This is a genomic window from Variovorax sp. JS1663, from assembly GCF_002157355.1.
Classification (GTDB): domain Bacteria; phylum Pseudomonadota; class Gammaproteobacteria; order Burkholderiales; family Burkholderiaceae_C; genus Variovorax.
Window position 1 is genome coordinate 47,208 of sequence record NZ_LYMK01000030.1, and the last position, 13,260, is coordinate 60,467.

Annotated in this window: 13 protein-coding genes; 9 read left to right on the forward strand and 4 right to left on the reverse strand. The window is 68.9% G+C overall.

The annotated features are described in order from the left end of the window. Positions 1–120: 120 nt before the first annotated feature. From A8M77_RS22975 to rtcA, 4 genes are read left to right on the forward strand one after another with little or no spacing between them, the layout of a single operon-like run. Positions 121–1,344 carry an RtcB family protein gene (locus tag A8M77_RS22975; protein ID WP_086923829.1) on the forward strand — a complete coding sequence of 408 codons (1,224 nt, stop codon included), beginning with the start codon at positions 121–123 and terminating at the stop codon, positions 1,342–1,344. Between the two features lie 44 nt (positions 1,345–1,388). Continuing rightward, on the forward strand, positions 1,389–2,756 hold the full coding sequence (locus A8M77_RS22980; RefSeq protein WP_086923830.1) for a hypothetical protein: 1,368 nt from the start codon (positions 1,389–1,391) through the stop codon (positions 2,754–2,756). A gap of 19 nt (positions 2,757–2,775) precedes the next feature. Continuing rightward, entirely contained in the window at positions 2,776–3,150 is a 375-nt protein-coding gene (locus A8M77_RS22985; RefSeq protein WP_086923831.1) for a zinc-ribbon domain containing protein, read from the forward strand. A gap of 42 nt (positions 3,151–3,192) precedes the next feature. Beyond that, a complete protein-coding gene (gene rtcA, locus A8M77_RS22990) occupies positions 3,193–4,233 on the forward strand; it encodes an RNA 3'-terminal phosphate cyclase (RefSeq protein ID WP_086923832.1) in 1,041 nt (346 codons plus the stop codon). Here the strand turns inward: rtcA and A8M77_RS22995 are convergent. After that, positions 4,230–4,679 (reverse strand): MarR family winged helix-turn-helix transcriptional regulator, encoded by a 450-nt coding sequence (locus tag A8M77_RS22995; protein ID WP_086923833.1) that lies wholly within the window; start codon positions 4,677–4,679, stop codon positions 4,230–4,232. The genes rtcA and A8M77_RS22995 overlap by 4 nt on opposite strands. A gap of 72 nt (positions 4,680–4,751) precedes the next feature. Here A8M77_RS22995 and A8M77_RS23000 point away from each other — a divergent pair, with 72 nt between their 5' ends. The 5 genes from A8M77_RS23000 (at position 4,752) to A8M77_RS23020 (ending at position 9,099) form a co-directional block, all read left to right on the forward strand. Further along, positions 4,752–5,738 carry a Bug family tripartite tricarboxylate transporter substrate binding protein gene (locus tag A8M77_RS23000; RefSeq protein ID WP_086923834.1) on the forward strand — a complete coding sequence of 329 codons (987 nt, stop codon included), beginning with the start codon at positions 4,752–4,754 and terminating at the stop codon, positions 5,736–5,738. Between the two features lie 7 nt (positions 5,739–5,745). Next, positions 5,746–6,717, forward strand: coding sequence for an amidohydrolase family protein (locus A8M77_RS23005; protein ID WP_086923835.1), 972 nt, complete (start codon positions 5,746–5,748; stop codon positions 6,715–6,717). Continuing rightward, positions 6,714–7,919 (forward strand): 3-hydroxybenzoate 6-monooxygenase, encoded by a 1,206-nt coding sequence (locus tag A8M77_RS23010; RefSeq protein WP_086923836.1) that lies wholly within the window; start codon positions 6,714–6,716, stop codon positions 7,917–7,919. The genes A8M77_RS23005 and A8M77_RS23010 overlap by 4 nt, the downstream gene beginning before the upstream one ends. A gap of 92 nt (positions 7,920–8,011) precedes the next feature. Beyond that, entirely contained in the window at positions 8,012–8,770 is a 759-nt protein-coding gene (locus tag A8M77_RS23015) for a sulfite exporter TauE/SafE family protein (RefSeq protein WP_086923837.1), read from the forward strand. Positions 8,771–8,823: 53 nt separating this feature from the next. Continuing rightward, positions 8,824–9,099 (forward strand): hypothetical protein, encoded by a 276-nt coding sequence (locus A8M77_RS23020; RefSeq protein WP_143694724.1) that lies wholly within the window; start codon positions 8,824–8,826, stop codon positions 9,097–9,099. 196 nt (positions 9,100–9,295) lie between these two features. On the opposite strand, the gene A8M77_RS23025 is transcribed toward A8M77_RS23020, so the two are convergent. Genes A8M77_RS23025 through A8M77_RS23035 form a run of 3 tightly spaced genes read right to left on the reverse strand, consistent with a single transcriptional unit; the run spans position 9,296 to position 13,256 of the window. Continuing rightward, entirely contained in the window at positions 9,296–9,778 is a 483-nt protein-coding gene (locus A8M77_RS23025) for a MarR family winged helix-turn-helix transcriptional regulator (RefSeq protein ID WP_086923839.1), read from the reverse strand. 59 nt (positions 9,779–9,837) lie between these two features. Beyond that, positions 9,838–11,565 (reverse strand): acyl-CoA dehydrogenase family protein, encoded by a 1,728-nt coding sequence (locus A8M77_RS23030; RefSeq protein ID WP_086923840.1) that lies wholly within the window; start codon positions 11,563–11,565, stop codon positions 9,838–9,840. Further along, complete coding sequence (locus A8M77_RS23035; RefSeq protein ID WP_443272232.1) at positions 11,562–13,256, reverse strand: tannase/feruloyl esterase family alpha/beta hydrolase; 1,695 nt, start codon at positions 13,254–13,256, stop codon at positions 11,562–11,564. The genes A8M77_RS23030 and A8M77_RS23035 overlap by 4 nt, the downstream gene beginning before the upstream one ends. Positions 13,257–13,260 lie beyond the last annotated feature (4 nt).

Genomic DNA, 13,260 nt, shown 5'->3' on the forward strand with positions numbered 1-13,260 from the left:
GTGCGTTCGGCCGGCGCCCCCAGCCGTACTGGCACACTCTTCGCAGTACGGATGGCAAGCGCCGTCGTGGCGTGAGTCGGGGAGGGTGCAATCGGCACCCTCCCGAGCGGGAGAAATGAGATGGAACAGAACTACGAACTGCATGCGGTCGCGGGCGGTGTCCCGGTGAAGATGTGGACGCGCGGCGTGCCCGTGGAAGACGAGGCGCAGAAGCAACTGGAGAACGCGGCGCGCCTGCCGATCGTCTTCAGCCACATTGCGGCCATGCCCGACGTGCACTACGGCATCGGCGCGACGGTGGGCTCGGTGATCCCGACCTTCAGGGCGATCATCCCGGCCGCGGTCGGCGTGGACATCGGCTGCGGGATGATGGCCTGCAAGACCACCCTGCATGCGAACGACCTGCCCGACAACCTGGGCCCGCTGCGCTCGGCCATCGAGAAGGCCGTGCCGCACGGGAGCAACCCCAAGCGCCAGGGCCGCGACAAGGGTTCATGGGAGACCCCGCCCGACGAGACCGATGCCGCCTGGGCCAAGCTGGTCGACGAGTTCGATGCGATCTGCGAGGACTACCCGCGCCTGAAGAACACCAACAACCACAAGCACCTGGGCACGCTGGGCACAGGCAACCACTTCATCGAGGTCTGCCTCGACGAGGCGGGCGCGGTGTGGTTCATGCTGCATTCCGGCTCGCGCGGCGTGGGCAATGCCATCGGCACGCACTTCATCGAGCTCGCGAAGAAGGATGCCGAGCAACACCAGCGCAACCTGCCCGACCAGGACCTGGCCTATTTCGAGGAAGGCGCCAGGTACTTCGGCGACTATGTGCGCGCGGTCGGCTGGGCGCAGAGGTTCGCGCGCGCCAACCGCGAGGTGATGATGCAGCGCGTGGTGGCCGCGGCGCGCAAGGTGATCGGCAAGCCTTTCGAGGCGCACCTGGAAGCGGTGAACTGCCACCACAACTACGTGCAGCGCGAGACGCACTTCGGCCGCGACCTGCTGATCACCCGCAAGGGCGCGGTGAGCGCAAAGGCCGGCGAGCTGGGCATCATCCCCGGCAGCATGGGCGCCAGGAGCTTCATCGTGCGCGGCAAGGGCAACCCCGAGAGCTTCATGAGCTGCAGCCATGGCGCCGGCCGCAAGATGAGCCGCACCAAGGCCAGGAAGCTCTACACCGTGGCCGACCAGATCGCCGCGACGAAGGGCGTGGAGTGCCGCAAGGACGCCGACGTGATCGACGAGATCCCGATGGCCTACAAGGACATCGACGCGGTGATGGAGGCGCAGAAGGACCTGGTGGAGGTGGTGTACACGCTCAAGCAGGTGGTGTGCGTGAAGGGGTAGGGCGATCAGCGGTTCGCCACCCGACAAAGACTGGAGGATGAGCGATGAAGTGGTGGAGAACGAGGGTCGAGGCGGTGTCGAAGGTGGGCTGTTCGATGCTCGGGTTCGAGGAACTGGTGGAGCTTTGCTGCTCTTACGACGGCTATCAACGTGAGGCAGCCATCGTCGAACTGGTGCGCCGCGCCGAGCCCCGGGCGATAGCGCCCTTGCTGGTTCGCAGCGGCGACTGGGTGCCAGAGGTGTCCATTGCTGCCCGGCAAGGTCTCGCGACTTTGATGCGCGACGAGTTCGTCGAGCATTGGGCGCGGGCGCTGCCGGAGTTGGCGTTTGCATATCGGGTACGGCGGACGGATCTGCGCGATCTGATCGAAGCAATCGAAGAGTTCCTGGCGCGGAATATCGACGTTCTTGAGAAGCATGCGCGCTCGCCGGACAGCATGATTCGACGCTGGATTTTCTCGCTGCGCTTGAATCGGCCACATGCTGAATCGGCGCTCCTGGGCATCCTGCATCGCGGTGTGGGCTCGGGCGACCTGCCGATCGCACGGCTTTGCCTGGACCAGATCGGCCGATTGCAGGAGCCGCCGCATCGCAGGGAGGTGCTCGAGGCCGCGTGCCGTTCGCGGCTGCCCCGCATACGGGCTGCGGGAATGCGCGGATTGCTCGCTTCCGCTGACTTCAATGGGCAGCTTTTGGCTCAGGCGATGTGCCTTGACAGGAGCGCGGCCATCCGTTCGTTGGCCGTCGGAGCCTTGAAGGAAGGACGAGACGAGATCGCGCGCCGTGCAAGGGACGTCCTTGAGCAGCCATCCAGCGACGGGCAGTCGCGCATTTCAGCGTTGCACATACTGGCTTTGCTCAAGGATCCGCAGGCGCTGGCATTTGCGCATGCCCTTTCGGCGTCGCCGATGGTCGGCTTGAGGCGCTTGGCGCGGGCTCTGACACTGTCCGGGGCTCAAGATGAAGCTGTCGAGGCCGAGCTGATGGCGATCCTGGCCGACGAGTCGCCGAAGGTTCGAAGGCTGGCGGTCGAGCACATCCGCCGCGGCGCGCCTCTGCCTTCGTCGGAAGCGTTGCTGCGTCTGGGATTGAAGCGTCGAGAACTGGCGATCGACGTCATGGCCGTGCTGCGCAGTGGGTCGCCCTGGAATCGGCTTCTGTTCGCGCTGGAGCTTCTGAATGGTGGAATGCCCGACGCCGACCTTGCCAATGCGATCACCAACGAGCTACACGACTGGGCCGGGGCCATGACGAACTGCTATGTCGTGCCGCAGGCGGCACAAAGTGCCAGGCTGGCGACGCTCTGGTCGCAGAAGGCGAAGCTGTTGCCGGACGGGCGTCCGCGGGGCTTGCTTCCCTATGGCTTTCCGGACCTGACCGAGTATCACCTGCGTGCATTCCAGGTCATCTGATACCTCGGTATTGCGAGTCATGAAAAGCAACAAGCAACGCAAGGCGGAGATCAAGGCAAGGCGTCTCCAGCGGGCCGCTGCGCTGGGCGAGCTTCTGCAGGTGCAGGATGCACGCAGCCTCGTGGCCGAGCGGCCTGCCGGCGTCGAACCAGCCGACCAGGAGGTGCTCGCGCGCTACAACAACACCTACGGGCTGTTGCCCGCCTTCTATGTCGACCGTGCCTTCACCTGCCGCGACTGCGGCATCGAGGAGGTCTGGACCGCCAAGCAGCAGAAGTGGTGGTACGAGGTGGCCCGTGGCCACATCGACAGCCAGGCAGTGCGCTGCCGCGCATGCCGGCGAGCGCTGCGAGAACAGCGCGCATCCGGTGCGAGTGGCAAGAAGGTGACGTGATCCCCGCACTCGAACGAACAACAAGATGAAGACAGAGGAAAAATGATCGAACTCGACGGCTCGCAAGGCGAGGGAGGCGGCCAGATCCTGCGCACGGGCCTGGCGCTGGCCATGGTGACCGGGCGGCCGCTGGCCGTCGGCAACATTCGCGCGCGGCGGCCCAAGCCGGGCCTGATGCGCCAGCATCTGGCGTGCGTGAACGCCGCCGCGGAAATCAGCGATGCGCGGGTCGAAGGGGCGGTGCTGGGCTCGTCCTCGCTTCGCTTCGTCCCGGGGCCGGCGCGCCCGGGCGACTACCGCTTCGCCGTCGCCAGCGCAGGCAGCTGCATGCTGGTGCTGCAGACCGTGCTGCCCGCGCTGCTGCTGGCGGACGCGCCGAGCCGCATCGCGCTGTCCGGCGGCACGCACAACCCGATGGCGCCGCCTTTCCACTTTCTCGAGCGTGCCTATGCGCCGCTCGTGCGCTGCATGGGCGCCGATCTGCAGCTGGTGCTGCACCGCTGCGGCTTCTATCCGGCCGGCGGCGGCGCGGTCGACGCGGTCATCGTGCCGGCTGCCGGGATGCTGAAGCCCTTCGATCTGCTCACGCGCGGCGCCTTGAAGGAGGCATTTGCCGAATGCCTCGCGCCGGGGCTGGCACGGCATGTGGCTGCGCGCGAGCTCGACACGATCGGTGCCGCGATGGGCTGGTCCGGCACGCAACTGCGCAGCGGCGTCGTGCGACAGAACGAGGGGCCGGGCAATGCACTCATGGCCACGCTGGCCTGCGAGCACGTGACGGAGGTTTTCACCGGTTTCGGCGAGAAGACGCTGTCGGCCGAGGAGGTGGCGCGCCGGCTGGTGAAGGAGCTGCGCGCCTTCCAGACGAGCGAGGCGGCGGTCGGCCCGCACCTGGCGGATCAGCTTGCCCTGTTGCTCGCGCTTGCCGCATGGCAGAGCGGTCGGGCCGCTGCCTTCAGTTGCAGCGAGCTGACGGAGCACACGCGCACCAACTGCGCGGTGATCGAGCGCTTCCTGCCGCTGCGCTTCGCGATCGCGGACGGCGAGCGCGCCGTGACGCTGCGGGTCGAGCCGATTTCCTAGGCCAGCGGCTCCGCGTTGGCGTAGATGCGCAGCAGCATCGCGCGCAGCGTGTTCACTTCGGCTGCGCTGAAGTCCGACAGCGCCACTGCCTCGTAGTGCTTGGCGAGCGGAATGATCTCGTTCGTGAGCTCCAGTCCCAGCGGAGTGAGCGCCAGGCGGATCGCCCGCCCATCGGTGCCGCAGCGCTCGCGCACGACCAGCCCGTTGCCCGACAGCCGGTCGACGATGCGTGACAGCGCCGACAGGTCGTTGGAGGAGTGCAGCGCGAGCTCGGACAGCGTCTGGTTCGGCGTGTGCTGCAGCGAGGCGCAGACGCGCCATTCGACGAGGCTCAGGCCGTAGGGCTTGAGTGCCTTGGAGAAGGCATTGCCCATGCGTGCGCCGGCGCGCGCCAGCAGAAAGGGGATGGCCTTCTCCAGGTCGTGGTCGGGGGGCAGGGTTTTCATGGGTATTTACTTGAAAGTTCAAGTATAAAGTGTCTTTAAATGCTTGAATATTCAAGTAAATAGGAGGCGGCCATGAAACACTTTCATCCTCGGCGCGCGGTGCTTGCGCTGTTGCTCTCATCGTTGCTGCCGGCAGCGGCCGTGGCCCAGGGCACCTCGTCCAGGTGGCCGGCGCAGCCGGTGCGCTTCGTGGTTCCCTTCCCGGCGGGCTCGGCGCCCGACGTGCTGATCCGCCATGTCGGCGCCAAGCTCGGCGAGAAGTGGGGCCAGAGCGTGGTGGTCGACAACAAGCCCGGCGGCAGTGGGGTGATCGGCATGAACACTCTTCTCGCCGCGCCTGCGGACGGCAGCACCTTCGGCTTCGTCCAGGGCTCGGCGATCTCGGTCGCGCCGAGCACGATCAAGGGCGTGAGCTACGAATTCAACCGCGACTTCGTGCCGGTCACGCTCGCCGCGGTGGCGCCCTTCATGCTGGCGGTGCCGGGCGATTCGCCCTACAGGACCCTGGCCGACTTCATCGCCGCCGCGAGGGCGAAGCCGCAGAGCGTCGAGGTGGCCGACAACGGCCGCGGCACGGCGCCGCACCTGGCGTCGGCGCTGCTGGGGCTTCAGTCGGGCGCGCAGTTCCTGGAGGTGCACTACCCCGGCGGCGCACAGGCCATGCAGGCCACGCTGGGCGGGCAGACCAAGATGATGGTCGAGACCTACAACGTGCTGGCGGGCAATGTGCAGGCCGGCCGGATGCGCATCCTCGCGAGCATGGGCGACCGGATCGAGCCGGGGCTCGAATCCTTTCCGCTGGCCAGCGGCACCGTGCCAGGCGCCGTGGCGCACGGCTGGTTCGCGGTGATCGCGAAGAAGGGCGTGGACCCGGCCATCCTGGCCCGGCTCAACAAGGACATGGGCGAGGCCCTGCTGCTGCCCGACGTGGTCGCCAAGTCGCGCGAGCTGGGCACCTACCCGCGGCCGGGCACGCCCGAGCAACTGGCGCACTACATCGCCGAGGACCGCAGGACCTGGCAGGCGGTGCTGGACAAGCTCAACATCAAACCGGAGTGAAGAACCCATGAAGGACAAGATTGCCCTCGAGGAGCATTTCGCCATCGACCTGACGATCGGCGACTCGGAGGTCTATGCGCGGCCCGAGGTCTGGACCGGCCTGCGCGGCAAGCTGCTCGACTTCGAGCAGCAGCGCATCGAGCAGATGGATGCCTGGGGCACCGCGTACTCGATCCTCTCGCTCAATTCGCCCGCCGTGCAGGGCATCGCCGACGCGGCGCGGGCCATCGAGGTGGCGCGGCGCGCGAACGACGTGCTGGCCGAGCAGATCGCGCGCCGGCCGCAGCGCTTCGGCGGCTTCGCCGCGCTGCCCATGCAGGACCCGGAGGTCGCCGCTCGCGAGCTGGAGCGCTGCGTGACGCAGCTGGGCTTCCACGGCTTCCTGGTCAACGGCTTCTCGCAGGTGGGCGACGAGCGCACGGTGGCGTATTACGACGCGCCGCAGTACGCGGACTTCTGGGCCGCGGCCGCCGCATTGGGCAAGCCCTTCTACATGCACCCGCGCGACCCGCTGCCGGCGCGCGAGCCGATCTACGACGGCGCGCACTGGCTGACGGGGCCGACCTGGGCCTTCGCGGTGGAGACCAGCATCCATGCGCTGCGGTTGATGTCCAGCGGGCTGTTCGACCGGCATCCCGCGCTGCAGATGATCCTCGGCCATTTCGGCGAGGGCATTCCCTTCAACATCTGGCGCGTGGACCACATCCTGCGCAAGGGCCGCCGCGGCATGCCCTGCGACCGCGAGATCGGCGACTACCTGCGCAGCAACGTGCACGTCACGACCAGCGGCAACTTCCGCACGCCGACCCTGCTGTCCACCTTGCTCGAGATGGGGAGCGACCGCATCATGTATTCCGTGGACTATCCCTTCGAGAAGCACGAGGACGCCGCGCGCTGGTTCGACCACTGCGAGATCAGCGAGAACGACCGGCGCAAGATCGGGCGCGACAACGCGCGCACCCTCTTCGGACTGCCATGATCCGCGCCAAGGACCCTCGCCCCGTGCTGGTGGCCGGCGGCGGCATCGGCGGACTGGCGGCCGCGCTCGCGCTGGTGCGCGAGGGCTATCGCGTGAAGGTGATCGAGCAGTCGGCGCAGATCGGCGAGATCGGCGCCGGCATCCAGCTCAGCCCGAACGCCTTCGCGGCCTGCGACGCGCTCGGCGTCGGCGCCAACCTGCGCGCCCGGGCGGTCTACACCGACGAGATGGTGATGTTCGACGCCATTGACGCCAGGCGGGTGATTTCCATCGCGCTCGATGCGCGCTTCCGGGAACGCTTCGGCAATCCTTACGCGGTGATCCACCGCGCCGACATCCACGGCGCCCTGCTCGAGGGCGTGCAGGCCACCACCGACGGCATCGAGTTCATCACCTCGACCAAGGTGGTGCACGTCGACCAGGACGAGGAGGGCGTGACGCTGATCGACGCGCAGGGCGGCCGCCACCAGGGCCAGGCCGTGATCGGCTGCGACGGCGTGCGCTCGGCGGTGCGCCAGCAGTACGTGGGCGACGGCATCCGCGTCTCGGGCCACGTGGTGTTCCGCGCGGTGATCGACACGGCCGAGTTCCCCGAGGCGCTGCGCTACACAGCGCCCTGCATCTGGGTGGGGCCGAACTGTCACCTGGTGCACTACCCGCTCAAGGGCGGCGACAAGTTCAACCTGGCCGTCACCTTCCACAGCGAGCGGCCCGAGGAGTGGGGCTCGATGGAGGGCGATCCCGCCGAGGTGCAGCGCTACTTCCGCGCGACCTGCGGCGAGGCGCAGCAGATCCTGCGCATCCCCAAGGCCTGGAAGCGCTATTCGACCGCCGACCGTGACCCGATCGAGCGCTGGAGCTTCGGCCGCGCCACGCTGCTCGGCGATGCCGCGCATCCGATGGTGCAGTACCTGGCCCAGGGCGCCTGCATGGCCTGCGAAGACGCGGTCACACTGGCGCTCGCGCTGCGGCGCGAGGACGGCGACTGGACGCGCGCGCTGGCCCTCTACGAGCGCTCGCGCGTGGCACGCACCGCGCGCGTGGTGCTGTCGGCGCGCGAGATGGGCCGCATCTACCACGCCAAGGGCGTCGAGCGCCTGGTGCGCAACGAGATGTGGAAGGGCCGTCCGCAGGAGCGCTTCTACGACGCGCTCGAGTGGCTGTACGGCTGGACGGCGGGGAGCTGCCTGGCGGAGGATTGACGGGGCGCCCCCACGGCGATGCGGGCCGGCGCTTCCTGCTACGCTTGCCGCCTCCGCCCGGCCGCGCCGGGTGGCTTCTTCCCGCATCCCCCATGGCGCTTCCCATCATCAGCGACTGGCATTTCTATGCCGTCGCCATCCCTGCCGTGCTCATGCTCGGCGTCAGCAAGAGCGGCTTCGGCGCCGGCTTCGGCTCGCTGGCGGTGCCGATGCTGGCCCTGGCCGTCACCGTGCCGCAGGCGGCCGCGATCCTGATGCCGGTGCTGCTGCTGATGGACCTGCTCGGCCTGGCCGCCTTCCGCCGCGATTTCGACCGCGCGCTGCTCTGGTTCCTGATTCCCTTCGGCCTGCTGGGCACGCTGATCGGCGCGGCGCTGTTCCACGTACTGCCGGCGCACCAGGTGGCGGGCATCGTCGGCGTCTTCACGCTGTTGTTCCTGGCGCAGCGCCTGCTGTTCCCGCCGCGATCCGACACCGTGCCGCCATCCAAAACAACGGGTGCGGTACTTACCGCGATCGGCGGCTTCACCAGCTTCATCGCGCACGCCGGCGGGCCTCCGGTGAACGCGTACGTGATCCCGCTGCGGCTCACGCCGATCGCCTACACCGCGACCATGGCCTATTTTTTCTTCGTGGTGAACCTGAGCAAGTGGGTTCCCTATGCCTGGCTGGGCCTGCTCGACTGGCGCAACATGGCGACCTCGCTGGTGCTGTTGCCGATCGCGCCGCTGGGCGTGTGGCTCGGCATCCGGATCGCGCGCCGCATCGATGCGGTGTGGTTCTACCGTTTTGTGTACCTCGGTATGCTTTTGACCGGACTCAAGCTCAGCTGGGACGGCTTCGCGGGCTGAAAACGCGCACTGATAAAGGCCTCTCAGCGGCCGTGTAATGCAAAGCTCTACGATTGCCGGGCCTGGGCCGGGTGTGCAATATTTCACGAATGTCCGAGTCGACAACAACGCCCGCCAAACTCGAGGATTCCGAACTGCAAACGCTTGCGGTGGAGTGGCGCATCCGCGCCATGCAGGGTGACAAGCTCGCGCATCGCATGGCCCAGGCGCTCGAAGCCGAGCAGCGCCGTCGGATTCGGGACACGGGCCTGCAGCCGCTGCCGCCTGCGCGCTCTTCCGGCGCCTCGCCATGGTGGAAGTTCTGGCGCCGCCGCCGCATGCACTCCTGATCCATGGACTTTGCGGTTGCGCTCGCATTGGTGAGCCTGCTTCTGGCCACCCTTCTCTCGAATGTGCTGGCGCGCCAGCGCGAGCGGCTGGTGGAATTCGATCCCGTCACCCACGAGGCGCGCGAACTGCTGCTGCGCGAGCGTGCGGCGCCGGTGCCGCTGTGTCCCACGCTGGGGCCTGAGCACTGGGCCCGCATTAGAGATAGATCTTCTGCAGCAGCCGGATCAGCGTTTCCCGCTCTCGCGCGGTGAGGCGCGCGCTGGCTTCGTTCTCCAGCTCCACCACCGTGCGCTCGGCCTCGCGCACCAGCGTCTCGCCGGCCGGCGTCAGGTACAGGCCGATGGCACGGCCGTCGTAGGGGTGGGGGCGGCGCTCGATCAGGCCGCGGCCGTCCATGGTGGAGATCAGGTTCACCAGGTTGGGTGGCAGGATGTCCAGCGTGGCGCAGAGCTGGCGCGAGGTGGCGCCAGGGTTGTGCGCCAGCAGCGAGAGCACCGAGAAGTCCACCTGCTTGAGGCCGTATACCGTCATCCGCTCCGCGAACACCGTGCTCACCGTGAGCCAGGCGCGCCGCGCGTTGTAGCCGACCAGCGATTCGAGCATCTGGGTGTCGAGCCGTTCCGAGCGGGTCGGATGGGTGGTGATCGCGGTGGCTGCTTTCTTGCGTGGGGCGGTCATGGCCGAAGCCTAACTGCCTTTGCGCGGCAGCCGCATCGGTGCATGTCCCCTACGTTCTTCTACGCGATGGCGGCGGGCGCGAGGACCGCGTCGCAGGCGCGCTTGACCATGCCCAGGCGCATCTCGAATTCCGGCAGCACGAAGCGCTGGAAGGCGGCGCCCGGCGCGCGCCAGCGCGCATCGTCGGGCGCGGCCTGCGCGATGCGCGCCCAGCTCCAGGCCAGCAGGGCCAGCGCGACGCAGCGCAGGTAGTCGTCGGCCACCTCGAAGGGCAGGGCGGCGTCGCGCTGCGCCGCCAGCGCGAGCGTGGTGCCGAGGTAGCGCAGCTGGGCGAAGCGGCGCTGCACGTCGGCGTCCTGCTCGCGCGCGGCATCGAGCTCGTCGCGCAGCTCGATCAGCACGGCGGCCATGGCGGCGCCGCCGTCGGGCAGCAGCTTGCGCTGCACCAGGTCGATGGCCTGGATCTCGTTGGTGCCCTCGTAGATCATGGTCACGCGCGCATCGCGCAGCACCTGCTCGATGCCCCATTCGCGCACGTAGCCATGGCCGCCGAACACCTGCAGGCAGGCGCTGGCGCCGTCGAAGGCCTGCTGCGTGCAGGCAGCCTTGAGCACCGGCGTGACGAGCGCGCACCAGCGCTCGGCGCGCTGCCGACGCGCCGGGTCGGCGTCGTGGCGCGCGACGTCGAGCTGCAGCGCGGTGCGGTAGGCCAAAAGCCGCATGCCGTCGATCCAGGCGCGCTGGGTCTCCAGAATGCGGCGCACCGCGGGATGCTCCGCGATCAGGTCGGCCGGCTCGCTGCCCCGGCTCGCGGGCACCGGGCCGGGGGCGCGCATCTGCCGCCGTTCGCGCGCATAGGCCTCGGCCTTCTGCCAGGCCGCATCGAGCAGGCCGAGGCCCTGCAGCGCCACGTGCAGGCGGGCCGAATTCATCATCACGAACATGGCCGCGAGGCCGCGGTGCGGCTCGCCCACCAGCCAGCCGGTGGCGTCGTCGAAGCGCATCACGCAGGTGGGGCTGCCGTGCAGGCCCATCTTCTCTTCGATGCGCTCGCAGTGCACCGTGTTGCGCTGCCCCTCGGGAAGGCGCTTGGGCACCAGCACCAGGGACAGGCCCTTGGGGCCGCTCGGTGCGTCCGGCAGGCGGCACAGCACCAGGTGCACGATGTTCGGCGTGAGGTCATGCTCGCCGCCGGAAATGAAGATCTTGCTGCCGCTCACGCGAAAGCTGCCGTCGGTTTGCGGTACGGCGCGGGTTCGCACCAGGCCCAGGTCGCTGCCGGCATGGGCTTCGGTCAGGCACATGGTGGCCAGCCATTCGCCGCTGGCGATCTTCGGCAGGTAACGCTGCTGCAGTTCCGCGCTGCCGTGGTGGCGCAGGCATTCGTAGGCGCCGTGCAGCAGGCCGGGCGCCATGGTGAGCCCATGGTTGGCCGCGCTCAGCCACTCGAAGAGGATGGCCTCGAGCACCGCCGGCAGGCCCTGGCCGCCGTGTTCGGGCGCAGCGGACAGCGCCAGCCACCCGCCCTCGACCAAGCCTCGATAGGCCTCGCGGAAGCCGGGCGGCGTGGTGACCTCGCCGCCTTCGAAGCGGCAGCCCGTCTCGTCGCCCGTGCGGTTGAGCGGCGCGACGGCCGCGGCCACGAACCGGCCGGCTTCGCCGAGCACCTGCGACTGCAGGTCGTCGTCGAATTCGGCAAAAGGGGCGAGATCGCGCAGGCGCGGCGTGGCGCCGAGCACGGTCTCGAGCAGGTATCGGATGTCGTCGGGGCGGGGCTGGTAGTTCATCGGCAGCGGAAGCTGGCGGCGCTTTCGGGATCGCCGCCGGTGTAGCTGGCGACGCGCGGGTAGGGGCACAGGGGGCGGGTGCGGCGCGGCGACCAGTCGGCCGGCACTTCGGCATTGACCACCGCGGCACCGGGGCCACGCGCGGCGGCGGTGACGGCTTGCGGCGCCTGGCCCTGCTCGACCCAGTCGACCAGCGCATCGAGCATGTCGAACTGGTCGGTGGCGGGTCCGCCGGAACAGTGGTTCATGCCGGGCACCGGGAAGTAACGCGCGAAGGCGGCCGCATCGCCGCCATGTGTCGCTTGCAGGCGTTCGTACCAGGCCGCGGTGTCGTCGGAGGAGAACACGGGGTCGCTGGTGCCGTGGTAGACGATCATCTTCGCGCCGCGTGCGCGCAGCGCATCCAGCCTGTCGGCCTGCGGCGGCGCCATGAAGGCCATGGCGGATTCCCGGAAGGGGCCGCCCGTCGCATCGATGCGCGGCGCATCGCGGTCCATGTCGAAGCCCAGCGCGAAGGGCAGGCCGCCGGGCCGGTCGGCCAGCGGCGGCGTGCTGAAGATGAAGGCCACGGCGCCGGCATCGCGGGTCGCGGGGCTGGCGAACTTCCATTCGCGCCAGTTGCTGCCGGCGATGCCGGCATCGAAGGGGAAGCTGCTGTAGATCATGCGGCCGCCGCTGTCGCGCGCGCCGGCGAACACGTTGGCGAGCGCGCTCTTCTGTGCCGGCGCGAGGCAGCTGCCGTCCCGTGCGCCGGTGCAGGTGGGTACGTCGGTGTCGAGGCGGAAGCGCGCCTGGCAGGCCTTCACGTCGGAGACGATGCCGTCGGCCAGCCCGTCCAGGGCGTCGCAGCGCCCCAGGATGCTGCGCGACACCAATTGCAGTTCTGCGGGCGTGAAGGCGCTCTGCAGATCAGGCTGGCCGGCCGGCGTCGTGGCGCCTGCCGCCTTCGCATACTGCTGTGCGCCGTAGAGCTGCGCCACCGCCGCCTTCGGCAACTGGAAGCCGGGGTTGCCGGCCAGGACGCCGTCGTACTGCGCCGCCGAGCGGGACGCGGCCACCATCGCATGCCGGCCGCCGTTGGAGCAGCCACCGATGTAGGAGCGGTCGGGGCCGCGGCCGTAGGCCTGTGCGATCAGGTTCTTCGCCATGGGCGTGAGCTGCGCGACGGCGTTGTAGCCGTAGTCGGAGCGGGCCTGCGGGTCGAGGCCGAAGCGCGGGCCCATGGCGCCGGGGTGGCCCGCATCGGAGCTGATCACGGCAAAGCCCTTCTGCAGCGCACTGCTGGCCGGACCGCCGCCGCCGATGCCGCCCATGGCCGGCACCACCACGCCGTCCAGGCCACCGTTGGCTTGGTAGAAGAAGCGGCCGTTCCAGTTCTTCGGCAGCCGAATCTCGAAGCCGATGGCGTAGCGCTGGCCGTCGACCGGGCTCACGCGCTCGTTCATGCGGCCCTGCACGAGGCAGTGGGCGTGAGCCTGTACGTTGGCGTTGCCTACCGTGACCGGACCGGCGGGCACTTCGACGACGCTGGTATAGACGGTGTCGGGCCGCGCCGCCTTCGCCGCGAGATCGGTGCAGGACAGCAGGGTGCCGGGCTTCGCGGCGGCAAGGCGGGGCAGCGTGCCGGGCTCGATCGCGCTGCATGCTGCAAGCACAACGGCCACGCCGGATGCCAAGGCAACGGTTGCCAGGACA

Bases quoted from the DNA above. Each gene is read 5' to 3' on its own strand.
- A8M77_RS22975 (WP_086923829.1), top strand. From the start codon at position 121: ATGGAACAGAACTACGAACTGCATGCGGTCGCGGGCGGTGTCCCGGTG.
- A8M77_RS22980 (WP_086923830.1), top strand. From the start codon at position 1,389: ATGAAGTGGTGGAGAACGAGGGTCGAGGCGGTGTCGAAGGTGGGCTGT.
- A8M77_RS22985 (WP_086923831.1), top strand. From the start codon at position 2,776: ATGAAAAGCAACAAGCAACGCAAGGCGGAGATCAAGGCAAGGCGTCTC.
- rtcA (WP_086923832.1), top strand. From the start codon at position 3,193: ATGATCGAACTCGACGGCTCGCAAGGCGAGGGAGGCGGCCAGATCCTG.
- A8M77_RS22995 (WP_086923833.1), bottom strand. From the start codon at position 4,679: ATGAAAACCCTGCCCCCCGACCACGACCTGGAGAAGGCCATCCCCTTT.
- A8M77_RS23000 (WP_086923834.1), top strand. From the start codon at position 4,752: ATGAAACACTTTCATCCTCGGCGCGCGGTGCTTGCGCTGTTGCTCTCA.
- A8M77_RS23005 (WP_086923835.1), top strand. From the start codon at position 5,746: ATGAAGGACAAGATTGCCCTCGAGGAGCATTTCGCCATCGACCTGACG.
- A8M77_RS23010 (WP_086923836.1), top strand. From the start codon at position 6,714: ATGATCCGCGCCAAGGACCCTCGCCCCGTGCTGGTGGCCGGCGGCGGC.
- A8M77_RS23015 (WP_086923837.1), top strand. From the start codon at position 8,012: ATGGCGCTTCCCATCATCAGCGACTGGCATTTCTATGCCGTCGCCATC.
- A8M77_RS23025 (WP_086923839.1), bottom strand. From the start codon at position 9,778: ATGACCGCCCCACGCAAGAAAGCAGCCACCGCGATCACCACCCATCCG.
- A8M77_RS23030 (WP_086923840.1), bottom strand. From the start codon at position 11,565: ATGAACTACCAGCCCCGCCCCGACGACATCCGATACCTGCTCGAGACC.